Genomic DNA, 25391 nt, shown 5'->3' on the forward strand with positions numbered 1-25391 from the left:
GGCGTGCCCCGCCGGGCCGGCCACCGCCACGCCCACGCCTACCCCCACGCCGACGCCCACCCCCACCCCCACCCGCGCCCCGGCCGCCCCGCTCCGCCGCCCGCCGGTTCCCGGCCGGGCCGAGCCCTGGCAGGATCGACCCATGGACCACGCCCTGCACATCACCGGCGACGACGCGGCGGACACGCTGCTCTCGACGGACCCGCTCGCGCTGCTGATCGGCATGCTGCTGGACCAGCAGGTGGCGATGGAGACCGCCTTCGCCGGGCCGGCGAAGATCAAGGAACGCCTCGGCCGGCTCGACGCCGAGACCCTTGCTCATGCCGACCCCGACCGGCTCGCCGAGATCTTCCGGACACCGCCCGCCGTCCACCGTTACCCGGGGTCGATGGCCGGGCGCACCCAGGACCTGTGCGCCCACCTGCTCGAGCACCACGACGGCGACGCCGCCGCGATCTGGACCGCCGGCGACCCGGACGGTGCCGAGGTACGGCGCCGGCTGGAGGCGCTGCCGGGGTTCGGCAAGCTGAAGGCGGGCATCTTCCTCGCCCTGCTGGGCAAGCAGCTCGGCCTGCGGGCACCCGGGTGGCGTGAGGCCGCCGGACCGTACGGCGAGGCGGGTTCGTACCGTTCGGTGGCGGACATCGTCGACGCCGACTCGCTGGCCCGGGTGCGGGAGAACAAGCGCGCCGCCAAGGCCGCGGCGAAGGCCAAGAAGGGCTGAGGCGCCTCCAGATCCACCCGGCCGGGTTGACCGGCGTCGTCCGCCGCTACCGGCCGTCGGGGGTGCTCATCGGCCCACCGGCGCGGTGATCGCGCCGGTCAGGGTCACGAGGTCGTGCGGCGCGAGCTCGACGTCCAGGCCGCGGCGCCCGCCGCTCACCAGAACGGTGGGATGGTCGAGCGCGGAGGAGTCGACGACGGTCGGCAGCGTGGTGCGCTGGCCCAGCGGGGAGATCCCACCGGTGACGTAGCCGGTCGCGCGCTCGGCCGCGCGGACCTCGGCCATGGCGGCCCGCTTGCCGCCGACCGCCGCCGCCAGGGCCTTGAGATCGAGGCGGCCGGAGACCGGGACGACGGCGACGGTCAGCGCGCCGTCGACGTCGGCGACGAGCGTCTTGAGGACCTGCGCCGGGTCCACGCCCAGCGCGGCGGACGCCTCCTCGCCGTAGCCGAGCGTGCTGCGCGGGTCGTGGGCGTAGTGCCGCACCGTGTGGGCGACACCCGCATCGGCGAGCACGCGCAGCGCGGGGGTACCGGACGGTTGCTGCTTTCGCTTCGCCACACCTTGATGTTCTCACGGCCGGGAATGGCAAGGCCCGGTGCCCGCCACAGCCGTGGGGGGCACCGGCCCGGCGGTTCTCAGCGGCTCGGAACGGGCGGTGGAGCGGGGGCGGCCGGTGGGCGGGCAGGTGTCAGCGGGGACCGACCGTGAGTACGTGGATGACGGCGCGGCCGGCCTTGTCCGAGGCGTCGAGGTCCACCAGCGCCGTGAGGCCCCAGTCGTGGTCGCCGTCCGGGTCGTCGAAGGTCTGCCGGGCGAGCCACACCCGCGTCGCCCCATCGGCGAGCTCCTCGAACGTGGCGTCGACGGCGGCCGGCAGGTCTGCGTCGGTCGGCTGCTCGACCATGGTGACCAGCGACACCGCGTGGGCCTCGGGCCCGGTGCCGAGCCAGTCGTACTCGGCCCAGTACGGCGCGATCGCGGCCGCCCAGCGCGCCTCGTCCCAGCCGTCGTCGCCGTCGAGGTGGCCCAGCGCCGTGTAGGCCTCCCGTCCGAGGGTGTCGACGCGCTTGAACAGCGCGTTGCGTACGGCCACCCGGAACGCGTGCCGGTTGCGGGTGAAGGCGGTCTCGCCGTCGGGACCCTCGCCGAAGCGCCGCTCGACGGTGGTGGGGGTGTCGTCGAAGGCCGTGACGGCACCGGCCGCGGCGGCCGCCCCCGCGGCCAGCGCCTCCCACTCGTCCAGGAGCGAGGAGTCCACCGAGCGCACCAGCTCGCCGAGCCAGTCGATGACGGCGGCGACCTCCTCGGTGCGGGCGGCGTCCGGCACCACCTGCCGCAGCGCCCGGTAGGCGTCGGTGAGGTAGCGCAGCACGACGCCCTCGGAGCGGGCGAGGTCGTAGCGCGAGATGAGCTCGGAGAACGTCATCGCCTGCTCGACCATCTCGCGCACCACCGACTTCGGCTGCAGCTCGTAGTCGGAGACCCACGGGTTGGACCGCCGGTAGGTGGCGAGCGCAGCCTCGAGCAGCCCGGCCAGGGGCATCGGCCAGGTGACGTCCTCGAGCAGCGCCATGCGCTCGTCGTACTCGATACCCTCCGCCTTCATCGCCCCGATGGCCTCGCCCCGGGCGGCGCGCTGCTGCGCGTAGAGCAGTGGGCGCGGGCTCTCCAGGGTCGCCTCGATGACGGAGACGACGTCGAGGGCGAACTCGGGGGAGTCCGGGTCGAGCAGCTCCATCGCCGCCAGGGCGAACGGGGACAGGGGTGCGTTGAGGGCGAAGTCGCGCGGCAGGTCCAGCGTGAGCCGGACATACGGCTGACCCGGGTGCGCGCGGCGCCAGGCGGTGTCGGCGTGCTCGACGACGCCCGCGGCACGCAGCGACCGGTAGATCTCGATCGCCCGGCGCAGGTGCGGGTTGCGGTCCCGCTCCGGCTCGTGGTTGTCCGTGAGCAGGCGGTACATGGCCGCGACCGGGTCCCCGGGGCGGGACAACACGGACAGCACCATCGTGTGGGTGACCCGGAACTGGCTGGTCAACGCCTCGGGGGTGGCGTCGCGCAGCCGCTCGAAGGTCTTGTCCGTCCAGTTGACGACCCCGGTGGGGGCCTTCTTCCGCACGATCTTCCGTCTCTTGCGCTCGTCGTCGCCGGCCTTGGTCAGCGCCTTGGCGTTCTCGATGACGTGCTCGGGGGCCTGGACGATGACCTCACCGGTGGTGTCGTACCCCGCCCGCCCGGCCCGGCCGGCGATCTGGTGGAACTCCCGCGCGGTGAGGTGGCGGAACGTCTCGCCGTCGAACTTCGTCAGCGAGGTGAGGACCACGGTGCGGATGGGCACGTTGATGCCGACGCCGAGGGTGTCGGTGCCGCAGATGACCCCGAGCAGGCCCTGCTGCGTCAGTCGCTCCACCAGGCGGCGGTAGCGCGGCAGCATCCCGGCGTGATGGACCCCGATCCCCAGGCGCAGCAGCCGCGAGAGGATCTGGCCGAACCCGGGCCCGAAGCGGAAGTCGCCCAGCGCGGCGGCCACCCGGTCCCGCTGCTCACGCGTGGCCACCTGCACCGACGTCAGCGCCTGCGCCCGCTCGACGGCGTCCTTCTGCGCGAAGTGCACCACGTACGCCGGCGACCGGTGGGTGGAGACGAGCTCGAGGATGACGTCCTGGATCGGCTCGACGGAGTAGGCGAAGTCCAGCGGCACGGGACGCTCGGCGTCGTCGACGACGGCGACCTCGCGGCCCGTGCGGCGCTCGAGGTCCTCCTGGAAGAAGGAGACGTCCCCGAGCGTGGCGCTCATGAGGAGGAACTGCGTCTTCGGCAGTTCCAGGAGCGGTACCTGCCACGCCCACCCACGTTGCGGGTCGGCGTAGAAGTGGAACTCGTCCATGACGACGACGTCGGCATCGGTGCCCGCACCGTCGCGCAGGGCCTGGTTGGCGAGGATCTCCGCGGTGCAGCAGATGATCGGCGCGTCGGCGTTGATGGCGGAGTCGCCGGTGACCATGCCGACGTTGTCGGAGCCGAAGAGGTCGACGAGGTCGAAGAACTTCTCGCTCACGAGCGCCTTGAGCGGGGCGGTGTAGTAGCCGGATCGCCCGGTGGACAGGGCCGCGAAGAGCGTCCCGACCGCCACCATGGACTTCCCGGACCCGGTCGGGGTGGCGAGGATGACGTGGGAGCCGGAGACCAGCTCCATCACCGCCTCCTCCTGGTGCGGGTAGAGGGTGATCCCCGAGTCGGTGGCCCACCCCTCGAACGCGGCGTAGATCGCGTCGGGGTCACCGGCGTCGCCGGCGTCCTCGAGGTCGTCGAGGGCTCGGTTCAGGGTCGCGGCGGCTGGCACCCCTCGATCCTCTCACCCGGGCCGGACCGCTTTTCATGGTGTCGACACTGCTGGCGCCCACCGTCGCACCCGCGGCAGAGTTTAACGATGCGGACAACGTCCTCGTCACGAGAACACGTATGCGGCAACGAGCGTGGTGGGCTGGCATACGGGCAGGCGCGGCCGGGTGAGCGGAACCGGCTATGCGCTATTCATTCTCCTTGAGAGCTGGACATCACAGCAGGGGTCGGTGGTGTGCGCGGTGACGCTCCGCGTAGCGTCTGCGAAGGTCGAGGTCCTCGGATTGACCAGCTGCTGAGCTCGCCACTGATGGTCGAGAACTCGAACCGTCCCTGACCGTGATCACACCGGGAGTCACATCCCCCTGGATGCCCGAGGAGCCTTCCCCCGGATCCCCGAGGAGCAGATCTGCGCTGAGCGGGGCGGCCGGCGGCGGCGTCCGGCGGGTTTGTGTCACCATCGGATCCTCATGACCGCACTCATCACCGTCGTCAACGACGCGATCTACACCTATGCGCTCATCGCCCTGCTCGTGGCCACCGGGGTGTACCTGACCTGGCGCACCCGGGTGGTGCAGGCGCGACTGTTCGGACAGATGCTGGGCTACGTCACTCGCTCTCGGCACGGTGCCGACGGTGGAATCTCCTCGTTCCAGGCGTTCGCGATCGGCATGGCCACCCGCATCGGCATCGGCAACATCACCGGCGTCGCCATCGCGCTCATCCTCGGCGGTCCGGGCTCGATCTTCTGGATGTGGCTCGTCTCTCTCGTCGGCATGGCCACCTCGTTCGCCGAGGCGACGCTGGCGCAGGTGTTCAAGGTCCGCGCGATGGACGGCACCTTCCGTGGGGGCCCCGCCTACTACATCGCCCGGGGCCTGGGCTCACGGCGCTGGGGCACCGCCTTCGCCGTCCTGCTCGTGCTGTCCATGGCGGTGGCGATGCCGATGGTCCAGGCGAACACCATCGCGGGGACCGTGGAGCACTCGCACGGCGTGCCGACCTGGCTCACTGCCCTGGTGCTGGTGGTTCTTACCGCGCTCGTCGTCTTCGGCGGGCTCAAGGCCGTCGCCCGGGTCGCGGAGGTGATGACTCCGGCGATGGCGCTGGGCTACGTCGCGATCGCGCTCGCGGTCATCGTGCTCAATCTCGAGACCGTGCCGCAGTTCTTCTCGGACATCCTGGCCGGCGCGTTCGGGCTGCGGGCGGGCCTGGCGGGGGTGGGGGGCGGCGTCGTCGCCGCGATCCTCAACGGCGTGCGCCGGGGCCTGTTCTCCAACGAGGCAGGTATGGGGACCAACCCCAACGCGGCGGCGACGGCGACGGTCGCGCACCCGGTCCAGCAGGGCCTGATCCAGTCGCTCGGGGTGTTCGTGGACACCATGTTCGTCAGTACCTCGACGGCGTTCATCATCCTCGCCACCGGAGTCTTCGAGCCGGGGGTCACGTCCCTCGCGGTCGGTGCCGAGCTGACGACGGCGGCCGTCACGTCGCAGCTCGGCGCGTGGATGGCGTGGCCGATGACGGTGATGATCTTCTTCTTCGGCTTCTCCTCGATCCTCGGGGCGTTCGCCTATGCCGAGGTCAACCTGGACTTCCTGCACGCCGGTGGCCGCGCCCGGTGGGGGCTGCGCGGCACGGTCGTGGCGACCACCGGGCTCGGCTCGCTGCTGGCGCTGCAGACCGTGTGGGCGCTGATGGACACCGCCATGGCCGTGATCACTGTGGTGAACCTGGTCGCGCTGGTGCTCCTGGCCCCCTGGGTGGTGGGCACGCTGCGCGACTACGAGCGTCAGGCCGCCGGGACCCGCGGGCAGGGGGTGGACGGCCTGCGGTTCGTCACCACCGGTAACCCCGATCTGCCGCGCGACCTCGACGGCGTGTGGGCGACCGTCGCGGAGCCGCGCCCGGCCTGACCCGGGGGAAGATGCGAGACATGGTCCGAACGCGCCCGAGCAGGGGTGCCGCGGATGCCACCGCAGCCGAGGTGTCGTGCTTGAGCAGACGACCGCCGCCGGCGAATGAGCCGCGGGTTCGGGGACACCCTCGTTCACACCCTCGATCCTTGCCCGGCCGCCCCGGGGTGGCTACGGGCTTTTCACGAATGTGTCAGTTGGGACCCTATGGGTGCCCTCTTGAGGTCCTCACGTGCACACTCGGGCGCGAGCGGGGGCGTCGGGGGCGCCACCGGCGGCATGTGGGGCGGCGTGTCGGAGGGCGCCACCGGCGGCATGTGGGGCGGCGCGGGGGCACACTCAGGCACGGGCGGGCGGGCGGATGGGGGGCACCACCCGGCGGGAAGGGCTCCGCGGGCGGTGTCGGGGCCCGCCGCTGCGGTGCCTATGGCCGGGAGTCGGGGATCGCTGTCCGCACGATCGCGGCCACGGCCCGCTCGAGCGGGCCCTTGCCCAGGAACCGGCGCCACAGCCAGGACACCGCGAGCGCGACGACGACGAACCGGATCAGCACCGCGTTGGACTCGGGGAACCACACCACGTCGTCCCCGAGCATCGCGATGACGACGATCTGGATCGAGTACACGCTCAAGCTCATCGCGCCGGTGGCGGCGACGGGGTGGAGCACGCTACCCAGTACGCGCCCGACGGCGGTGCCCGGCGCCGTGAGCAGCAGGCAGATCCCGATGACCGCGAGCGAGGTGCCGACGTTGCCGACCACCTCGAGGGTGGAGTTGTCGTGCGCCGCGGCGCCGACCAGCCGCGCCGTGAGCGGGGCGGCGCCGCCGCCGAGGGCGTCCAGGACGAGCCGGGACGTGCCCCACCCGAGGGCGGCGAGCGCGCTGCCGCCCAGCGCGAGCCCCACCTGGATGCCACGGCGGGTCAGGTCCGTGCGGCCCACCGCCAGTCCCACCAGCACATAGGCGATGAACACCAGGGCCGGGTAGTAGCCCGTGACGAGCTCGTCCAGCGGCAGCCGGACCGGGTCGACCGTGCCGAAGGTGCGGGCCAGCACGCTCCGCCCGCCGGGCGATGGCGTGGTCAGCAGCGCGATGAGCGTGGGGGACGCGAGCGTCGCCACGCCCGCTGTGAGCACCAGCCACCGCCGGCGCAGCCCCAGGAACGGCGTCGCCATCACGAACAGCACGGCATAGGCGGGCAGGATGACGGCCACCGGGGTGCCGAGCGCGACGAGGAACCACCCCACCACGAGCAGCACGACCGCCCGCACCAGCGTCGCCAGCCGCGCCCGGGTCAGCATGGCCCCTGCCGGCGGCCGCTGCCGTCCGCTGATCAGCGCGAGCGACGTCCCGGCGAGCAGCGCGAACAGCGCGGCGGACCTGCCGTCGGCGATCACGAACCACGCCGGATCGTGGCGCCCGCCCACGCCGTCGTCGCCCAGGTGCGCCACGAACATGCCGAGGATCGCCAGCCCGCGGGCGACGTCGATCCCCACCAGCCGGCGCCGCGACACGTCCAGCGCGCCGGGGGGCGCCTGGACCGTGGACGTCGGTGGTGTCGAACTCATGGATGAGAGCGTAGGTGGCGCGGCGGGTCAGTGCCGGGCCGCGGCGGCGAGCCTCGCCCCGCGCACGAGGAGTCCGACGGCGATGACCGCCAGCCCACCCAGCACCGACGCCGTCGGCAGCGTGAGGACCAGCACCACGCACGCGACCAGGCCCACGACCTGCAGCGCCCGGGGGTAGCGACGCCGCTCCGGGCCCTGGGTGAGGGCGGCCAGGTTCGCGACCGCGTAGTAGAGGAGCACGCCGGTGGAGCTGAAGCCGATGAGCCCGCGCAGGTCGGCCACCAGGACGGCAGCCACCACGACGGCGGCGACGACCGCCTCGGCCCGGTGCGGGACGGCGAACCGGGGGTGGACGGCGGCGAGCGCCCGCGGCAGGTCACCCTCGCGCGCCATCGCCAGGGTGGTGCGGCCGACGCCGGCGAGGAGCGCCAGCAGCGCCCCCAGGCTTGCGGCGGCCGCGCCCACCCGCACCACCGGTACCGCCCATGTCCACGGGCCGACGGCGACGGCGTCGGCCACGGGTGCCCCGGAGGTCGCCAGCGCCGCCGGCCCGAGCGTGGTGAGCAGCGTGACCGCGACGACGGCGTAGATCACGACGACGATGCCGAGTGCCGTGATGATCGCGCGCGGGATGGTCCGGGCCGGCTCGCGGACCTCCTCGCCGAGCGTCGCCATCCGCGCGTACCCGGCGAAGGCGAAGAAGATCAGTCCCGCCGACTGCAGTACGCCCCACGCGTCCGGTGCTCCGGTGCCCACCGGTCCACCGCTCGCCGCTGGGCCGCCGAGGAGCGCCCCGACCACCGCGATCACGAGGGCGACGAGGACGACGGAGACGATCACCTTCGCCAGGCCCGCGGTCCGGGTCACCCCCCGCCAGCTCACGGCCGTCAGCGCGACGACGGCGAGCCCGGCGACCGGCCGCTGCCAGGCCAACGGGACGGTGTAGGCGGCGAAGGTGGTCGCCATGGCGGCGCAGGAAGCGGTCTTGCCGACGACGAAGGACCAGCCGGCGGTGAAGCCCCACCACGGCCCGAGCTGTGCGCGCCCGTACACGTAGGTCCCGCCCGACGTCGCGTAGGTCGCGGCGAGCTGTGCGGTGGAGGTGGCGTTGGCGAGGGCGACGGCGGCGGCGATGGCCAGGCCGGCCAGGAGCCACGTCCCGGCGGCCGCGGCCGCGGGGGCGAAGACGGCGAAGACGCCCGCGCCGATCATCGACGCCAGGCCGATGACGACTGCGTCGGTCAGGCCGAGGCGGCGCGTGAGTTGGTCCATGGGGCGCACGGTAGCGCCCGGGGGCGACCCGCAGATGGCCGGACAGGCTGCTACCAGCGGTGGGCGACGTCGACGACCAGCCGGGACCCGGTGCCGGGACCGGCCAGGACGAAGACCCGGAACGGCAGCCGGGCACGCACGCCGAGCCCGATCGAGGTGTGGCCCTCGAAGCTGCCCGCCCACGCGAGCTGGCGGAACGTGCGGTAGCCGGTCACGTTGCGCAGCTCCCGCTGATCGCCAGGGTGGTAGGTCGACCGGCCGGCATCGTCGTTGGTGGGGACGTACGCCGTCACCTGGAGGCGGGCGCCCCCGCGTACCGGGACGACCGCCCCGGAGGCGATGCCGCTCACCTGCTTGACGTAGGCGACGGAGTACCCGGCCGCGTCACCCGCGATGTCCAGCACCATGCGGTCGTAGCACGCGTGCCGACCGGTGCGGATGTTCGTCAGGGGTGCCTGGCTCAACTCGACCGCGGTGGTCTTCGCCAGCGATCCCCACCTGATCCCGCAGTACGGCGTGGCCTGCGCTGCCGTCGCCGGTGCGAGGAGCACCAGCGCGAGGAACAGCGCGCCCAGCCAACCCAGCAGACGTCTCATCGGACGCCCCTCCTCGTCGTCCGGGCCGGGGCGTGGCGTCCCGGTCGACGGTGCCGGGTGTGCGCCCGCTCACCGTGGCTGGAGCGTACGCCGGCTACGCGGTGGCGGCGGTCCTGGTTCGGCCGCGAATCGGTAACGACGGCGAGGCCCGTGGGCCCCGGCGACGCGGTCATCGAGGGTGGGTACCGGCGCTGCGGACGCTCCGCCGTGCGCGTGAGGAGGACCTGGATCCACCGCACCCCCTCGCCCTGCTCGGCGAGGAACGCCTCGACATCGAGCGTCACCGCCGCAGGGTCGCCGCCGCGGTGAGCCGGAGCCGGAGTGGTGAGGATCTGATGGTCCTGGACCAGCGAATCCTCACCGTTGTCGCCTGTTCGGGATTGTGCTGCGACGGCCGCCTATCCGGGACCGTGCCGCGAGGCGCGGCCGCCGCGCCGAGTAGTAGCGGTCGAGGAAGTCCTCGATCGGGCCGTTCTCTTGCCGCGACCGGCGTGCCCGGCCCGCGGCGGTGAGCCCGTCCGCCCGCTTGGCCAGTCCGCCCGCTCCGCGAGGCCCGCGGCCCGTGCGAGCCCCTGTGCCGCCGGCGGGGCGGTCGCGGTGCTCTCTGGTGGGGGTGCAGCGGAAGCGTCGCTCGCTGGTGGTGGGCGCACCGGAAGCGTTGGCGCCGAGAGGCTGGGCGCCGCGCCGACTACTGTCGGAGCCGGACCGGATCACGGTGGCCGTTCGACCGAGGAGACACACATGCGCATCGCACGATTCACCGCCGGGGAGAACCCGCACTACGGCATCCTCGACGAGGAGACCAACGAGCTGGTGGTCCTCAAGGGCGACCCGATCTACGGCGACCTCGACCCCACGGGCGCCCGCGTCAAGGTCGACGACGTGCGCCTGCTCTCCCCGGTCATCCCGCGCTCGAAGGTCGTCGGCATCGGCCGCAACTACGCCGCGCACGCCGCCGAGATGGGCAACGAGGTGCCCGACGAACCGGCCGTCTTCCTCAAGCCCAACACCTCGGTGATCGGCCCCGACGACCCGATCGTGCTGCCCGCCTACTCCAGCAACGTCCACCACGAGGCCGAGCTCGCCGTCGTCATCTCGCGGCTGTGCAAGTTCGTGCCCGCCGAGAAGGCAGAGGACGTGATCTTCGGCTACACCGTGGCTAACGACGTCACCGCGCGCGACGTCCAGAGCACCGACGTGCAGTGGACCCGGGCCAAGGGCTTCGACACGTCCTGCCCCCTCGGCCCCTACATCGCCCTGGACCTGGACGTCAGCGACCTGGCCGTGCGCGCCCGCGTCGACGGCGAGCTGCGGCAGGACGGGCGCACGAGCGACCTGATCCACTCGGTTCCGGAGCTCATCGCTTACGTCTCCTCGATCTTCACCCTGCTGCCGGGCGACGTGATCCTCACCGGCACCCCCGCCGGGGTGGGCCCGATCGACGTCGGCCAGCGGGTCGAGGTCGAGGTCGAGGGCATCGGTGTGCTCTCGAACCCCGTCGTCCGGCGCGACTGACCGGGTGGGTGGGGTGCGGCGCGACTGACCGGGTGGGTGGGGTGCGACTGACCGGTGCGTGGGGCGCGGCGCGACTGACCAGGGGTGAGGCGCGGCAGGGGGACCGGGTGCGCGAGGCGCGGCGCGACCGACCGGGCGCGACCGACCGGGCGTGACTGACCAGCCCGAGCGGCTGGCGCGGCGCATCCGGCGGCCGCCGATCAGACGGTGGCGTTCTGCCGCGCGAGGGCCGCGCCCATCTGTGCCAGCGCCCGCCGCAGGATCGGGCGCGGCGAGGCGAAGACGAGGCGCACATACCCTTCGCCCGCCCCACCGCAGCGGGCGCCGTCGGTCAGCACGACCCCCGCCTCGCGCCGGAAGAACTCTGCCGCGGGCTCGGCCAAACCGAGCCCGCGGCAATCGAGCCAGCCGATGTAGGTGCCCGCGACAGGGCTCAGGACGGCGCCGGGGAGGTGCTCGGCCACGAGCCCCTCGAGCAGGTCCCGGCACGAGCGGAGGTAGGGCACGACCTCGGCGAGCCAGCCGCCGTCGTCGGTGTAGACGGCGGTGGCCGCCCGGGCCCCGAGCAGCCCGACCGTGCTGGCGACGTCCGCCGCGTACGGGGCGTATGCGGCGATGTCGTCCTCGTGGGACAGGACCATCTGGGCGCACTTGAGACCGGGGACGTTCCAGCCCTTCGACGCGGCGATCGCGGTGACGGTGTGGCGGGCGGTGCGGTCGTCGAGCGCGGCGTACGAGACGTGCCCTGTGTACGGGGCGTGACCGGCGTCGTCGAGCACGAGTGGGGCATGGATCTCGTCCGCGAAGACGCGACCGTTGTGCCGCTCGACGACGTCGGCGAGGGCCAGGAGTTCCGCCTCCTCGAGCACGCGCCCCACCGGGTTCCACGGGTTGCACAGCACCAGCAACCCCGCCCCGGCGGTGAATGCGGCGTCGATGCCGTCCAGGTCCAGGGAGTAGCGGCCCGCGGCGTCCACCAGCGAGGGCACCTCGACCACGTCGCGGCCGACGGCGGGCGGCACGGTGAGGAACGGCATGTAGGCGGGCGTCGGTACGATCACCGGCGAGCCCGGCGCGGTGAGGTGCCGGATGGTCTCGCGCAGCACGGACAGGACGTCGGGCACGGGGTAGACCTGCTCGGGCGCGACGTGCCAGCCGTTCGTGCGGGCGAGGTGGGCCGCCGTCGCCTCCTGCAGCGCCCGGTGGTCCGCGCCGGGAAGGTAGCCGAGGTTGCCCGTGTCGATAGCCCGTTCGAGCACGGCCCGTACCGGCGCGGGGATGCCCAGGTCCATCTCCGCCACCCACAGGGGGATCCTGTCGGGGTAGGTGCCCCACTTCAGCCCGTGTGCCGCGCGCAGCTGCTCGACGGTGATGTCGTCGAAGCCCATGGCCGATCCGTCCGCCTTCCGGCCCCGGCGGGCCCCGGTCGAGGCTACCGCCACGGGGCACGCCGGAGCGTGCGAGATACGCTGGACCCCACCATGACCGAGAACACCACTGCCGCCGCCACCGGTTCCGACATCCGGGTCCGCTTCTGCCCCTCGCCCACCGGGACACCCCACGTAGGGCTCGTCCGCACCGCGCTCTTCAACTGGGCGTACGCGCGCCACGTGGGCGGCACGTTCGTGTTCCGCATCGAGGACACCGACCCCGAGCGTGACTCCGAGGAGAGCTACCGCCAGCTCCTCGACGCGCTCGCGTGGCTCGGCCTGGACTGGGACGAGGGCGTGGAGGTCGGTGGACCGCACGGCCCGTACCGCCAGTCCGAGCGCATGGACATCTACCGCGACGTCGCCGCGCGCCTGCTCGAGGCCGGCTACGCCTACGAGGCCTTCTCCACCCAGGAGGAGATCGAGGCGCGGCACCGCGCCGCCGGACGTGACCCCAAGCTCGGCTACGACGGCTTCGACCGCGACCTGACGGACGAGCAGAAGGTGGCGTTCCGGGCGCAGGGCCGCGAGCCCGTCCTGCGGATGCGCATGCCCGAGACCGACGTGACCTTCACCGACGTCGTCCGCGGGGACGTGACGTTCAAGGCCGGCTCGGTGCCGGACTACGTCATCGTCCGCGCCAACGGCTACCCGCTGTACACGCTCACCAACCCCGTCGACGACGCGCTCATGCAGATCACGCACGTGCTGCGCGGCGAGGACCTGCTCTCCTCGACGCCCCGCCAGGTGGTGCTGTGGCGGGCGCTCGTCGAGCTCGGTATCGCCGACCGTGTCCCCGTGTTCGGGCACCTGCCCTATGTGATGGGGGAGGGGAACCGGAAGCTCTCCAAGCGGGACCCCGAGTCGAACCTGTTCCTCCACCGCGGCCGCGGCTTCATCCCCGAGGGCCTGATCAACTACCTGGCCCTGCTCGGCTGGGGCATCTCCCCGGACAACGACATCTTCTCCAAGGAGGAGATGGTCGCCGTGTTCGACGTCCACGACGTCAACCCCAACCCGGCCCGCTTCGATCTGAAGAAGGCCGAGGCGATCAACGGCACCCACGTGCGGATGCTCGCCCCCGCGGACCTCCGCGGCCGGCTCGTGCCGTACCTGCACGCCGCCGACATCGTCTCCGCCGCCACCTACGAGGGCCTCACCGAGCGGGAGCGCACGATCCTCGACGCCGGCGCCCCGCTGGTCCAGGAGCGCATGACCCTGCTGGGCGAGGCCGTGGGGATGCTCGGCTTCCTCTTCCGCACCGACGCCGAGCTCATCATCGAAGAGGGCGCACTGGAGGCGTTGCGCCCCGAGGCGGCCGACGTGCTCGACGCCGCCATCGCGGCGTTGGCCGGCCTGGACCCGCTCGCGGCCGCACCGGCCGAGCAGACGCTGCGCGCCGCCATCGTCGACGGCATGGGCATCAAGCCCAAGTTCGCCTTCACGCCGCTGCGCGTGGCGGTCACGGGTCGCCGCGTCTCGCCGCCGCTGTTCGAGTCCATGGAGATCCTCGGCTTCGAGTCGACGCTCGCCCGGCTGCGGAGCCTGCGCTCCCGGCTGGGCGGGCGTGCGTGAGGTCGGTCACGAGCGGCCCCGCGGGTTTGGTCAGGCCACGAGGCTCGGGTAAAGTTCCACGACGGTAAGACGTCCGGCCGCAGCACGGGGATCAGGGCGTCGAAACCCCTTGGGGTATGGTGTAATCGGCAGCACGACTGATTCTGATTCAGTTAGTCTAGGTTCGAGTCCTGGTACCCCAGCTCGCGAGTGGCGTCCGTTGCTCGCGCGGCACCTCGGTGTCGTGACCCGCCCCCATCGTTTAGTGGCCTAGGACACCGCCCTCTCACGGCGGCGGCGCCGGTTCGAATCCGGCTGGGGGTACGGAAGAAGGCCTCGCACCCCGGTGCGGGGCCTTCAGTGGTTCTCGACATGGCTGCCGGCGTGGCCAGATCATGTGCGGGACCTCACAGCCGCCCCACCACTCCGAGTTCGTCGTCGGTTCCGATGCCTGGTAGTCTCGTCCGGGCCGCCGCGAGGTGGTGGACACCAGCACAAAGCACGCCCCCATCGTTTAGTGGCCTAGGACACCGCCCTCTCACGGCGGCGGCGCCGGTTCGAATCCGGCTGGGGGTACGACCCGGGAAAGCGGTCCTGACCAGCGGAAACGCTAGGAGGGGCCGCTTCTTCATTTCCTCCGCAATCGGGCTGGGGCAACACAGGGCAACGCGCCCAGGCTGTTGCGACGCTGTTGGGCGGCTGTCCGGACGCGGTCCATCGACTCGCCGACCTCGTCGAGCCGGTCCTCTGTTGTCAGCCGGGTCTGGTGCTCGTCGAGAAGGCCACGGTTCCGGGTCGGCCCGCTGGCCTGATCCACGCCGGTGGGCCGGCCCGGCCGTTCCGCATGTGACCCTTGACACATCCGCAGCACCCGCCCATCATGATATCTGAACCAGTTGTCATGTTTGAGGTCGAGGGGTGCAGTTGTGAACGGGAACGCAGCCGGGACTGTCGATCCGTTGGTCCGACGTCGCGACGAGGGCTCGGTCGCCGTGCTCACCCTCGACCGAGCCGACCGACACAATGCCCTGGTCCCCGAGCTGCTCGACGACCTGCGGGAGGCAATCGCAACGGTCGCGACCGACGAAGGTGTCCGGTGCGTGGTGCTGGCGGCCGAGGGGCGCAGCTTCTCCACCGGAGGTGACGTCGCGGCGTTCGCGGCCCACGCCGGTGGCGCATTGGTCGAATATTCACGCCGCGTCGTCGGAGGACTGCACGACGTCGTGATGGACCTGATTCGCCTCGATGTGCCACTCGTACCCGCAGTGCACGGCACCCTGACGGGGGGTTCGCTCGGGCTGGTTCTGGCGGGCGACGTCGTCGTGGCGGCCCCTCGGGCGACCTTCGCCCCGTGGTACGTCCACGTCGGGTTCTCACCCGACGGGGGTTGGACCGCTCTGCTACCGCGGCGGATCGGTCACGCGCGGGCAGCCTCGTGGCAGCTCACGAACCGCTGCATCGACGCCCGCACCGCGGCGGCCTGGGGTCTGGTCGACGAGGTGCACGACGACGCGCGGGCTCGTGCCCTCGAGGTGGCGCACGAGCTCGCGCACATGGAGCGCGGTGCCGTGGCCCGCACCAAGCGACTCCTGCGGCAAGACCTCGACCAGGTGCGAGCCGCCCTGGACGCGGAGCTCGAGAGCTTCATCGAGCAGATCCAGACCGACGAGGCCAGGGTCGGCATGACCGCATTCCTCGGCCAGCACCACCCAGCACGTGCTGGCCTCTGGTGACCACGTGTTCACGGACTCGCTCATCAGCAATCGGATCACCCGATTCACCACGTCGTCCATGACTCCCGCATCCTGATCGGACCCCGACATGCACCTGCCCGACCTGACCGCCAAGCGTGCCGAGCTCCACCCGGACCGGGTGGCGCTGATCGACCACGAGCGGGGCCGCGAGATCACCTACGCCGCGCTGGAGGATCGTGCCAGCCGCCTGGCTGAGCACCTGCGTGCGGACTGGGGGATCGAGCCGGGCGACCGGATCGCCACCCTCGCGCACAACCGCACCGATGCGGTGGAGCTGTTGTTCGCCTGTGCCAAGACCGGCGCGGTGCTGGTGCCGCTCAACTGGCGACTCGCCAAACCCGAGCTGGAGTACATCCTCGCGGACGCCGAGGTCGTCGGCCTGGTCCACGACACCGCCAACGCGCCGATGGCGCGGGCGCTGAAGGGCACCGCGCAGGGTGCCCGCGGTGCTCTCCGGCTGCTCTGTTTCGATGACGAGTACGACGCCGCGCTCGCCGCCGCGTCCGGCCGTCAGGTCGTGCACGACCCGCGCGACGAGAGTGCGCTGTGGTACCTGATGTACACCTCCGGCACCACCGGTCGCCCCAAGGGAGTGCAGCAGACGGCAGGCATGGCCCTGGTCAACCACCTCAACATCGGGATGGCGGCCGGGATCACGTCCGACGACGTGTTCCTCTCGGTGCTGCCGCAGTTCCACACCGGCGGCTGGAACCTCTACACGCTGCCCATGATGTTCGTCGGTGGTGCGGCAATCATCCCGTCCGGGTTCGACGCAGGCCAGGCGCTCGGCCTGCTGCAGGAACGGGTCTCGGTGTTCTTCGGGGTGCCGACGATCTACCAGTTGCTGGTCGAGCATCCCGACTTCGCCGACGCCGACCTATCCCGCGTGCGCTCGTGGTCCGCAGGAGGTGCGGCGATGGCGGTGCCGCTGCTCGAGCGCCTCGCCGCGGCCGGCGTGTCGGTCCGGCAGGGGATGGGGATGACCGAGACCGGCCCGACGATCTTCCTGCTCGACGAGGAGCACGCGATCAGCAAGGCGGGCTCGGTGGGTAAACCGCAGCCTTTCGTGGACGTGCGGCTCGCCGATGGCGACGGACGCGATGTCGCGCCGGGGGAGTCCGGCGAGCTGCTGATCCGCGGGCCCGGAGTGACCCCGGGCTACTGGCGCAATCCGCAGGCGACCGAGCAGGCCTTCGAGGGCGGCTGGTTGCACAGCGGTGACGTCGGGCGTCAGGACGAGGACGGGTTCTTCTACATCGTCGACCGGGTCAAGGACATGTACATCTCTGGCGGTGAGAACGTCTACCCGGCCGAGGTGGAAGCCGTCATCCACCGGCTCCCGGGGGTGCGGTCCTGTGCGGTGATCGGGGTGCCCGACGAGCGCTGGGGCGAGGTGGGGCGGGCGTTGGTGGAGCTTGTGCCGGGTGCTGACCTCGATGCGGACGCTGTACGCCGCCACTGCCGCGAGCACCTCGCTGGGTTCAAGGTCCCGGGCTCCGTGCAGGTGGTGGCGGAGCTGCCTCGCGGTGCCACGGGCAAGGTGCTCAAGCATGTGCTGCGCGACCAACAGGGAGTGCGCGGGTGATGCACGCTTCCGACATCCTGGTCGTGACCCAGAAACACCTCGACGGCTTCGCCGAGGTCTCGGGCGACGACAACCCGATCCACGTGGATGCCGACTACGCCGCCACGACAGCGTTCAAGTTGCCCGTGGCCCACGGCATGTTCCTGTTCTCGCTGGTCCGGGCGGAGGTGCGACGCCGGTGGCCGGACGCTCGGCTCGTGGAGCAGCGTCTGGTGTTCCCGGCGCCCACGCCCGTGGGGGCTCGGATCCGGGTGCTGCTCGAGGAACGGCCCGGCAGGTCCGGCGAGCTGGCCCTCGCGACCCGGGTGGCGCACGAGGACGGCACGGTCGGCCTGACCGGCGAGTGCCGCCTGAGGGTCGAGGCGGGTCCTCGATGAGCGAGTGGTGGGAGACGGCGGTCGGTCGCTCCCAGACGCTGCGTCGCACATTCAGCGACGGCGACGTGGCGGCGTACGGCGCCCTCGCGAACGACACGTGCCCGGCGGGTGAGGTGCCTGAGCCACTGGTGGCCAGCCTTTTCTCCAGGCTATTGGGAGTCCACCTGCCCGGCCCGGGCACCAACTACCTCAAGCAGGCGTTGCGGCCGGTCGCCACGGCGCGCACCGGAGAGGAACTCGCGGCCACCGTCACGGTGGTCCGGGTGGTGCCGGACAAGCGCCTGGTCTACCTGGTGACCACCTGCCGCGGGACGGACGGTCGCACCGTGGCCGAGGGTGAGGCCATGGTCCTCGCCGGCGGAATCCCTGCGCCCTGAGCCGCTCAGGGCAATCGGCTGTGACGCTTGACACAGTCACTCACAAGCCCAATTATGAGACGTGAACCACCTTTCACGTCGAGAAGTCTCCGAGGAGGAACGACATGGTCAAGAACTTGAACTTCAAGGGCGTGCGACTGGGCGTGCTTGTCGGCACCCTGGCGCTCGTCGTGAGTGCCTGCGCGGCCGAGGACGCGTCCGGCACCGGGAACAGCGGGGGTGACGCGGGGCCCGTCAAGGTCGGCGTCGTGACCTCGCAGAGCGGTCTGCTCGCCGCGTACGGCAAGCAGTTCACGCAGGGCTTCGAAGCTGGCATCGACTACGCCACCGACGGCACCGGCGAGGTCGACGGTCGCGAACTCGAGATCGAGTTCGCCGACGATGCCACCGACCCGGCCAAGGCGACCGCGGCGGTCACCTCCTTGGTGGGGGCGGGCACTCAGATCATCACGGGCCCGGTGTCCTCCGGTGTCTCCGTGCAGGTTGCACCACTGGCCGAGCAGAATGGATTCCTCTACATCTCCGGCGCGGCCGCGACCGACGCGATCACCGGCATCAACGACCACACCTTCCGCTCGGGCCGGCAGACCTATCAGGACGTCGTCACTTCGGCCAGCCTCGTGGGGGACCTCGGCGGCAAGAAGGTCGTCGTGTATGCGCAGGACTACGAGTTCGGCCAGGCCAACGTCGCCGCGGTCGAGGCCGTCCTCGGCGAGGGCCAGGGCGCCGACGTGGCGTCGGTGCTGGCACCGGTCGACGCCAGCGACTTCACGCCGTTCGCCCGCCAGGTCATCGACGAGAAGCCCGACCTGGTCTTCGTCGCCTGGGCCGGTGAGACCACCAATGCCATGTGGCAGTCGCTCTCGCAGCAGGGCGTCTTCGACGACACCGTGGTCGTCACCGGCCTCGCGGACCGTGCGTCCTTCGACAGCTTCGGTCCGGCGGCGCAGCAGATCGACTTCCTCTCGCACTATTTCGCGGAGGCCAGCGACACCGAGGCCAACCAGGCGCTCATCTCCTACCTCGAGGCTGAAGGGGTCGAGGCCGACATCTTCCACAACGACGGCTTCGTGGCCGCCCAGATGGTCGTGCAGGCCGTGCGCGAGGGCGGCGACGACGTCGACGCCATGATCGACGCGCTTGAGGGCTGGCAGTTCACCGGCCCCAAGGGTGAGCAGGAGGTCCGCGCTGAGGACCACGCGCTCCTGCAGCCGATGTTCACCGCCTCGCTCACCGGCGAGGTCGGCAGCCTCGTACCCGAGCTCGCCGACACCTTGGCTGCCGCCGACGTCGCGCCGCCCGTCGCTGGCGAGTGAAGGAAACCGCTTCGTGAGCATCGTCGACATCTCGGGCGACTCGCGGGGGCCAGCCCGACCGGCCCCCGCAGGGGGCCCCGTGATCCGGACCGAGGCGCTCGCCTTCGCCGTGGGTGGAGTGCGGATCGTCTCCGACATCGACCTCGATGTCCGCGGAGGGGAGTTCCTCGCCGTGATCGGCCCTAACGGTGCGGGCAAGACCACCCTGTTCAACCTGCTCACCGGGCTCTGCAAGCCGACGGGCGGGCGGATCGTCCTGGACGGCGAGGACGTCACTCGGCTCAGCCCCGCGCAGCGGGCCGGTCGCGGGATGGCTCGCAGTTTCCAGGTCACCAGCCTCTTCTCCCACCTCACCGTCGGGGAGAACGTGCGGCTGGCCGCCCGTGCGCACCTCGGTGGCTCGGGCCGGATCTGGGGACGCGTGGGCGGTCGCGCCGACGACGCCGTACGACGGGCAGAGGAAGCCCTGGAGACGGTAGGTCTGGCCGGGCGGATGTCCGAGACCGCGGCGGACCTGTCCCACGGCAACAAGCGCAAGCTCGACCTCGCCATCGCGATCGCCGGCGAGCCGCGGGTGTTGCTCCTCGACGAGCCGACCGCCGGCATGGGTGCCGACGACCTGCCGTCGGTCATCGAGCTCATCCACGACATCCACCGCCGCGGCACGACCATCGTCATGGTCGAGCACCGGATGGACCTGATCCTCGGCCTGGCCGACCGGATCGCGGTCATGCACCACGGTGCCCTGCTCGCCTGCGGCGAGCCGGACGCGGTCATGGCCGACGAGACCGTTCAGACCGCTTACCTCGGAGAACCCCTGTGACCACCATTCCCACCGACCGGCAGCCGCCAGCCACGGCGTCGACCGCGACCCCGATCCTGGAGGTGGAGGGACTCGACGCCTTCATCGGCGAGTCGCACATCCTCCACGGCATCGGCTTCTCGGTGCCGGCGGGCGAGATCACCGCGCTGCTCGGGCGCAACGGCGCCGGCAAGACAACAACGCTGCGCAGCATCCTCGGCCTCGTCGAGCGCCGGGGCACCGTCCGCCTCGACGGCCACGACGTGTCCACTGCTGCGCCGCACAGCGTCGTACGGCGGGGTGTCGGCTACGTCCCTGAGAACCGTGACGTCTTCGCCGGCCTGACCGTCGCGGAGAACCTCCGTCTGGCGGAGCGGCCGCACGCCGGTCACCGGTACGACCTGGTCTACGAGCTGTTCCCACGCCTGAACGAGCGCCGGGCACAGCGAGCTGGCTCGATGTCCGGCGGCGAGCAGCAAATGCTGGCGCTGGCCCGTGGGCTGCTCAACGACGACAACAAGCTGCTGCTCATCGACGAGCCCAGCCAGGGGCTGGCGCCCAACCTGGTGCGCGAGGTCGCGGTCGTCCTGGAGCAGATGGCCCAGCTGGTGACCACCATCGTGGTGGAGCAGAACCTCGCCGTGATCCGGCACATGGCCCGCCAGGTGGTGGTCCTCGACCAGGGCCGGGTAGTCCACACGGGGCCGGCTCCGGAGCTCTTCGAGGACGAGCGGTTGACCCAGGAGCTCCTGGGCGTCTCGCACGGAGGTGGGCACCGATGACCACGTTCCTGCTGCTGACCATCACCGGACTCGGTCTTGCGGGGCTCTACTTCCTCGTCGCATCGGGCCTGTCCCTCATCTACGGCCTGATGGACGTCCTCAACTTCGCCCACGCTGCCTTCCTCACCATCGGGGCCTACGCCTCCTGGTTGGTCGCCACCGAGCTGAGTGGACACCTGCCCGTCGGAGTGGTGTTCGCACTCGGACTGCTCGCCGGCGTGGTCTTCGGCACCCTCGCAGCCGTGCTGATGGAGGTGGGCCTGGTGCGCCGGCTGTACGGCGACCACGTCGGCCAGGTCCTGCTGACCGTCGGCCTCCTGCTGGCGATCACGGCGCTTGCCCGGGCTGTGATCGGCTCCGACCCGGTTCGCGTGGTCATGCCGGAATGGATGAACGAGGTGACCCGCATCGGTGGTGCAGCCGTGCCGAACTCCCGCCTTGTCGTCATCGCCACCGCAGTGCTGGTCTTCGCGTCGCTGATGTTCTTCCTTCGGCGCACCCGCTACGGACTGGTGATCCGGGCGGGGGTCGAGAACCGCGCGATGGTCTCGGCCCTCGGGATCGACGTGGGCCGTGCCTTCACCCTGGTGTTCGCCATCGGCGGGGCGCTGGCCTCGCTGGCCGGCATCCTCACGGGTGCGTTCTTCGGGACCATCACCGCCGACCAGGGCACCAGCTTGCTGATCTCCGCCTTCATCGTCGTGATCATCGGTGGCCTGGGGTCGATCCCGGGTTCCGCGCTGGCGGCCCTGGCGGTGGGCCTGCTGCAGCAATACGCCAACTACTACGCAGCCGTCGGCATGGGCGACCTGATCGTGGTGGCAATGCTGGCCGGCGTCCTGCTGATCCGGCCGCAAGGGCTCTTGGGAAGGGTGACGACGTGAGGATCTCCACCACGCTGGTGCTGCGCTGGTCGGCGGGTGCCGCCCTGGTCGCCGTGGCAGCGATACTGCCGTTCTTGCACCGCGACATCCCGTTCGTCCTCGACGGAGCCCTCGACAGCCCTGGGGTCCTGCACCTCCTGGCGTTGATGCTGGTGTTCGGGGCCCTGGCTATGACCTATGACCTGATCTTCGGGTTCACTGGACTGCTGTCCTTCGGGCACGCCCTCTACTTCGCGCTGGGCGTCTATGGCACGGTCGTGGTCCTCTCCGAACTCGACCTAGGTTTCGCCGGCGGGCTGCTGCTCGTAGCGGTCGGCGGGCTGCTGCTGCCGCTGGTCGTGGGCGCGATCTGCCTGCGGGTCAAGGACATCGCCTTCGCCATGGTGACCCTCGCCTTCGCCCAGGCGGGCGTCATCTTCGTGATGCGCGACCCGTTCGACATCACCGGGGGCGAACTCGGCCGGGCCCTGCCCGCCCAGCAGGTGCCGGACGTCTTTCTCGGGATCATCAACACGCGCAACGTCTACTGGCTGGCCCTGGTCCTCGTGGTCGTCGTCTACCTGGTCGCGCGGGTGGCCAGCGCGTCACCGGCCGGCCGCGTGTGGCAGGCGATCCGCGAGAACGAGCAGCGGGTCGAAGTCCTCGGCCTCGCGCCGTACCGGTTCAAGCTGATGGTGTTCGTGCTGGCCTCGTTCCTGGCGACCCTATGTGGCGTCGTCTACGTGCTCACGGTCGGAGGCGCCAACCCGAGGGTCACCACGGCGACGTTCACGCTCACCCTGCTGGTCATGGTCGTGCTCGGTGGTAAGGGGCGGCTGTGGGGCGCACTGGTGGGCGGCATGCTCTACACCTACCTCGACCATCGGCTCGGTCAGCTCGCGACCTCGCCGCAGATGGAGAACCTGCCGGCGGTGATCCGGGTTCCGCTGTCGGAACCTCTGTTCGCGCTCGGGGTCCTGTTCGTCCTTGTGGTCCTGTTCGTCCCTGGCGGCGTCGCCGGCCTGATCACCCGGGGTCGCAGGCGTGGTGACGCAACCTCCGACGGCCTGCCCACCGCACACTCCGGGGAGAGCGGGCCTCCCGACGAGCCCGCAACCCGTGACCTAGCCGAAGGAGTGGCCCGATGACCACCAGCCCGATGTGGGACGTGAAGGACCGGCAGCCCAGCGGCGCGGACGGTCGCACCCTGACCAGTCGCGGTATGCGGACCCGCACGGCTCTCCTCGAGGCGGCCGAAGTGGTGTTCGCGCAACACGGCTACCATGATGCCTCGATCGTGAAGATCACCGAGGCGGCGCAGGTCGCACAGGGCACCTTCTACCTCTACTTCGCGAGCAAGCAGCAGTTGTTCGACGAGCTCGTGCGCGACCTCAACCGGCGCGTCCGGCACGCCATGAGCGAGCGGGCCGCCGAGGCCCGGACCCGGGCGGGGCAGGAGCGACTGGGCTTCCGCGGCTACTTCGAGTTCGTCGCCGAGCACCCCGCGCTCTACCGGATCATCCGGCAAGCCGAGATCGTGGCGCCCGACACCTTGCGCGAGCACTACGAGCGGATCTCCCACGGGTATATCGAGGGCCTGCGCGCCGCCATGGCCGACGGCGAGATCGGCGAGTCCGACCCGGAGGTCGTCTCCTGGATCCTGATGGGGATCGGCGAGATCGTCGGCGCCCGGTGGGTCCTGTGGGGGGAGTCCGACACCGTGCCCGACGAGGTCTTCGAGCAGGTCATGGGCTTCATCGAGCGCGGCTTGGACACCCAGGGGGACAAGTGAGCGCGATCGGGATCCGCAGCACGTCGCACTACCTGCCCGACCGTTGGATGACCGCCGCCGAGATCGGCGCCGTCAGCGGCATCCCGGAGGCAGTGGTCGCGGAGAGGTTCGGCATCCGCGGCAAGCACATCGCGGCGCCCGGTGAGCACGTCAGCGGCATGGCCGTGAGCGCCGGCGCCCGTGCGCTGGAAGCCGCGGGACTGGAGCCGCGCGATATCGACGCGGTCGTGTACTTCGGCTCGACCTGGAAGGACCATCCCGTCTGGCAGGCCGCGCCGCGGATCGCGGACCGGCTCGGCTGCACCGAGGCATTCGCACTCGAGCTCGACTATGTCTCGTGCGGCACCCCGGTGGCGCTGCGAGTCGCCCGCGACATGCTGGTGGCCGAGGACGACCTGCACCGCGTGCTGCTGGTCGGGGCCTGCCGGGAGTCCTACCTGGTCGACTACGGGGACCCCGGGTCGCGATTCACTTACAACTTCGGTGACGGCGCCGCGGCCGCGGTACTCGAACGCGGGCTGGAGCGCAACGAGGTCCTGGGTAGCCACATGCTCACCGATGGGTCCTTCAGCCAGCACGTCAAGGTGCCCGCCGGCGGAAGCGTGGAGCCGGCGAGCGTGGAGTCGGTGCACGCCGGACGGCACCTGCTCCGGGTCGAGGATCCCGCTGACATGAAGGCCCGCCTCGATCCGGTCAGCCTGCCCAACTTTCTGCGCGTCGCCGAGGGTGCGTGCAAGCGCTCGGGGATCACCCTCGACGAGATCGACCACCTGTGTGGCATCCACATGAAGCGGTCGATGCACGACAGGCTCGTGACGGTACTCGGGGTCGACCCGGACCGGGCGTCGTACCTCGACGACACGGGCCACATGAGCGGCGTCGACCCGATGCTCGCGCTGGACCGTGCGGTCGCCGCCGGCGACGTGCGCGACGGCGATCACGTGCTCACGCTGGCCGCGGGCACCGGATACACCTGGGCCGCGACCGTCCTGCGCTGGGGAGAGAGGAACACATGAGTCAGCACACCGCGGATGTCGTCGGGACCGAGGAGCAACGGGTCGCGGTCGTGACCGGGGCTGGGGGAGCGCTCGGCCGCAGCCACGCGCTCCACCTCGCGGAGCGGGGGCTGGCCGTTGTCGTCAACGACGTGGCCGACCCGGCGGCGGTCGTGGAGGAGGTGCACCGGGCCGGAGGCCGGGCTGTCGGTGTCACCGCCGGCGTGGACACCTGGGAGGGCGGTGAGTCGATCGTCGCCGCGGCGCTCGGCGAGTTCGGCCGCCTCGACGTCGTGGTGAACAACGCCGGCATCCTGCGGGACAAGTCGTTCGCCAAGATGACCCCCGACATGGTGGAACCGGTGCTCGCCGTCCACCTGCACGGCGCCTTCCACGTCACGATGGCTGCGTGGCCGCACCTGCTGGAGCGAGGCGGCAGCGTCGTGATGACCTCCTCCGGCTCGGGGCTGTACGGCAACTTCGGCCAGGCCAACTACGGCGCGGCCAAGATGGGGCTCGTCGGCCTCACCCGCGTGCTCGCGCTCGAGGGTGCCCGCGCCGGGGTCCGCGTCAACGCGATCGCTCCCTTGGCCCGTTCCGCAATGACCGAGGGCGTGCTCCCCGAGGGCGTGCTCGAACGTCTCGACCCGGCGTGGGTCTCTCCGCTGGTCGGCTGGCTGGCCGACCCGGCGTGCCGCCAGACTGGACAGGTCTGGTCCGTCGCCGGCGGCCGCTACGCGCGCGTGGCCGTGGTGGAGGGGCCGGGTGTGGTCTTCGACCACGTGCCGTCGGTCGAGGAGTTGGCCGCGACCGAGGAGAGGCTCGTCGC

Annotated in this window: 22 protein-coding genes and 3 tRNA genes; 19 read left to right on the plus strand and 6 right to left on the minus strand. The window is 71.3% G+C overall.

The annotated features are described in order from the left end of the window. Window positions 1-142 precede the first annotated feature (142 nt). Complete coding sequence (locus tag ACYC1Z_RS05785; protein WP_461408606.1) at window positions 143-724, plus strand: HhH-GPD-type base excision DNA repair protein; 582 nt, start codon at window positions 143-145, stop codon at window positions 722-724. Between the two features lie 66 nt (window positions 725-790). Here the strand turns inward: ACYC1Z_RS05785 and ybaK are convergent, their stop codons facing one another. After that, window positions 791-1285, minus strand: a complete 495-nt coding sequence (ybaK, locus tag ACYC1Z_RS05790; protein WP_461408587.1) for a Cys-tRNA(Pro) deacylase — start codon at window positions 1283-1285, stop codon at window positions 791-793. A 130-nt stretch (window positions 1286-1415) separates the two neighbouring features. Continuing rightward, window positions 1416-4070 (minus strand): DEAD/DEAH box helicase, encoded by a 2655-nt coding sequence (locus ACYC1Z_RS05795; RefSeq protein ID WP_461408588.1) that lies wholly within the window; start codon window positions 4068-4070, stop codon window positions 1416-1418. Between the two features lie 469 nt (window positions 4071-4539). Here ACYC1Z_RS05795 and ACYC1Z_RS05800 point away from each other — a divergent pair, with 469 nt between their 5' ends. Then, window positions 4540-5985: an alanine/glycine:cation symporter family protein gene (locus ACYC1Z_RS05800; RefSeq protein WP_461408589.1), complete on the plus strand. Its 1446-nt coding sequence runs from the start codon at window positions 4540-4542 to the stop codon at window positions 5983-5985. A 424-nt stretch (window positions 5986-6409) separates the two neighbouring features. Here the strand turns inward: ACYC1Z_RS05800 and ACYC1Z_RS05805 are convergent, their stop codons facing one another. The 3 genes from ACYC1Z_RS05805 to ACYC1Z_RS05815 are packed head-to-tail and all read right to left on the minus strand — an operon-like array spanning window position 6410 to window position 9420. Next, entirely contained in the window at window positions 6410-7552 is a 1143-nt protein-coding gene (locus ACYC1Z_RS05805) for an acyltransferase family protein (RefSeq protein ID WP_461408590.1), read from the minus strand. A 27-nt stretch (window positions 7553-7579) separates the two neighbouring features. Beyond that, window positions 7580-8824 carry an APC family permease gene (locus ACYC1Z_RS05810; RefSeq protein WP_461408591.1) on the minus strand — a complete coding sequence of 415 codons (1245 nt, stop codon included), beginning with the start codon at window positions 8822-8824 and terminating at the stop codon, window positions 7580-7582. A 50-nt stretch (window positions 8825-8874) separates the two neighbouring features. Beyond that, window positions 8875-9420, minus strand: a complete 546-nt coding sequence (locus ACYC1Z_RS05815; RefSeq protein ID WP_461408592.1) for an AMIN-like domain-containing (lipo)protein — start codon at window positions 9418-9420, stop codon at window positions 8875-8877. A gap of 741 nt (window positions 9421-10161) precedes the next feature. Here ACYC1Z_RS05815 and ACYC1Z_RS05820 point away from each other — a divergent pair. Further along, window positions 10162-10935: a fumarylacetoacetate hydrolase family protein gene (locus ACYC1Z_RS05820; RefSeq protein WP_461408593.1), complete on the plus strand. Its 774-nt coding sequence runs from the start codon at window positions 10162-10164 to the stop codon at window positions 10933-10935. A gap of 200 nt (window positions 10936-11135) precedes the next feature. Here the strand turns inward: ACYC1Z_RS05820 and ACYC1Z_RS05825 are convergent, their stop codons facing one another. Next, on the minus strand, window positions 11136-12323 hold the full coding sequence (locus ACYC1Z_RS05825; protein ID WP_461408594.1) for a MalY/PatB family protein: 1188 nt from the start codon (window positions 12321-12323) through the stop codon (window positions 11136-11138). 93 nt (window positions 12324-12416) lie between these two features. Here ACYC1Z_RS05825 and gltX point away from each other — a divergent pair, with 93 nt between their 5' ends. From gltX to ACYC1Z_RS05905, 16 genes are all read left to right on the plus strand, one after another. After that, window positions 12417-13940 (plus strand): glutamate--tRNA ligase, encoded by a 1524-nt coding sequence (gene gltX, locus ACYC1Z_RS05830; protein WP_461408595.1) that lies wholly within the window; start codon window positions 12417-12419, stop codon window positions 13938-13940. A 110-nt stretch (window positions 13941-14050) separates the two neighbouring features. Continuing rightward, a tRNA-Gln gene (locus ACYC1Z_RS05835) sits at window positions 14051-14122 on the plus strand. Window positions 14123-14170: 48 nt separating this feature from the next. Continuing rightward, window positions 14171-14243, plus strand: a tRNA-Glu gene (locus ACYC1Z_RS05840). A gap of 179 nt (window positions 14244-14422) precedes the next feature. Next, window positions 14423-14495, plus strand: a tRNA-Glu gene (locus tag ACYC1Z_RS05845). 350 nt (window positions 14496-14845) lie between these two features. Further along, window positions 14846-15652, plus strand: coding sequence for an enoyl-CoA hydratase/isomerase family protein (locus ACYC1Z_RS05850; RefSeq protein WP_461408596.1), 807 nt, complete (start codon window positions 14846-14848; stop codon window positions 15650-15652). 88 nt (window positions 15653-15740) lie between these two features. Beyond that, window positions 15741-17258 (plus strand): acyl-CoA synthetase, encoded by a 1518-nt coding sequence (locus ACYC1Z_RS05855; RefSeq protein WP_461408597.1) that lies wholly within the window; start codon window positions 15741-15743, stop codon window positions 17256-17258. Further along, a complete protein-coding gene (locus ACYC1Z_RS05860; protein ID WP_461408607.1) occupies window positions 17258-17635 on the plus strand; it encodes a MaoC family dehydratase in 378 nt (125 codons plus the stop codon). The genes ACYC1Z_RS05855 and ACYC1Z_RS05860 overlap by 1 nt, the downstream gene beginning before the upstream one ends. Next, the gene (locus tag ACYC1Z_RS05865; protein ID WP_461408598.1) at window positions 17632-18012 is read left to right on the plus strand and encodes a hotdog family protein; all 381 of its coding nucleotides are present in this window, start codon (window positions 17632-17634) and stop codon (window positions 18010-18012) included. The genes ACYC1Z_RS05860 and ACYC1Z_RS05865 overlap by 4 nt, the downstream gene beginning before the upstream one ends. Before the next feature lie 104 nt (window positions 18013-18116). After that, entirely contained in the window at window positions 18117-19328 is a 1212-nt protein-coding gene (locus ACYC1Z_RS05870) for a substrate-binding domain-containing protein (RefSeq protein WP_461408599.1), read from the plus strand. Between the two features lie 19 nt (window positions 19329-19347). After that, window positions 19348-20151, plus strand: coding sequence for an ABC transporter ATP-binding protein (locus ACYC1Z_RS05875; RefSeq protein WP_461408608.1), 804 nt, complete (start codon window positions 19348-19350; stop codon window positions 20149-20151). Continuing rightward, window positions 20148-20912 (plus strand): ABC transporter ATP-binding protein, encoded by a 765-nt coding sequence (locus tag ACYC1Z_RS05880; protein WP_461408600.1) that lies wholly within the window; start codon window positions 20148-20150, stop codon window positions 20910-20912. The genes ACYC1Z_RS05875 and ACYC1Z_RS05880 overlap by 4 nt, the downstream gene beginning before the upstream one ends. After that, entirely contained in the window at window positions 20909-21796 is an 888-nt protein-coding gene (locus ACYC1Z_RS05885; protein ID WP_461408601.1) for a branched-chain amino acid ABC transporter permease, read from the plus strand. The genes ACYC1Z_RS05880 and ACYC1Z_RS05885 overlap by 4 nt, the downstream gene beginning before the upstream one ends. After that, window positions 21793-22923 carry a branched-chain amino acid ABC transporter permease gene (locus ACYC1Z_RS05890; protein ID WP_461408602.1) on the plus strand — a complete coding sequence of 377 codons (1131 nt, stop codon included), beginning with the start codon at window positions 21793-21795 and terminating at the stop codon, window positions 22921-22923. The genes ACYC1Z_RS05885 and ACYC1Z_RS05890 overlap by 4 nt, the downstream gene beginning before the upstream one ends. Beyond that, window positions 22920-23567, plus strand: a complete 648-nt coding sequence (locus tag ACYC1Z_RS05895; RefSeq protein WP_461408603.1) for a TetR/AcrR family transcriptional regulator — start codon at window positions 22920-22922, stop codon at window positions 23565-23567. The genes ACYC1Z_RS05890 and ACYC1Z_RS05895 overlap by 4 nt, the downstream gene beginning before the upstream one ends. Continuing rightward, on the plus strand, window positions 23564-24583 hold the full coding sequence (locus tag ACYC1Z_RS05900) for a 3-oxoacyl-ACP synthase (protein ID WP_461408604.1): 1020 nt from the start codon (window positions 23564-23566) through the stop codon (window positions 24581-24583). Before ACYC1Z_RS05895 ends, ACYC1Z_RS05900 begins: the two co-directional genes overlap by 4 nt. Continuing rightward, window positions 24580-25391, plus strand: an 812-nt coding sequence (locus ACYC1Z_RS05905) for an SDR family NAD(P)-dependent oxidoreductase (RefSeq protein WP_461408605.1), incomplete at its 3' end; no start/stop codon positions are given. The genes ACYC1Z_RS05900 and ACYC1Z_RS05905, both read left to right, overlap by 4 nt.

It is taken from the genome of Georgenia sp. (assembly GCF_054605595.1).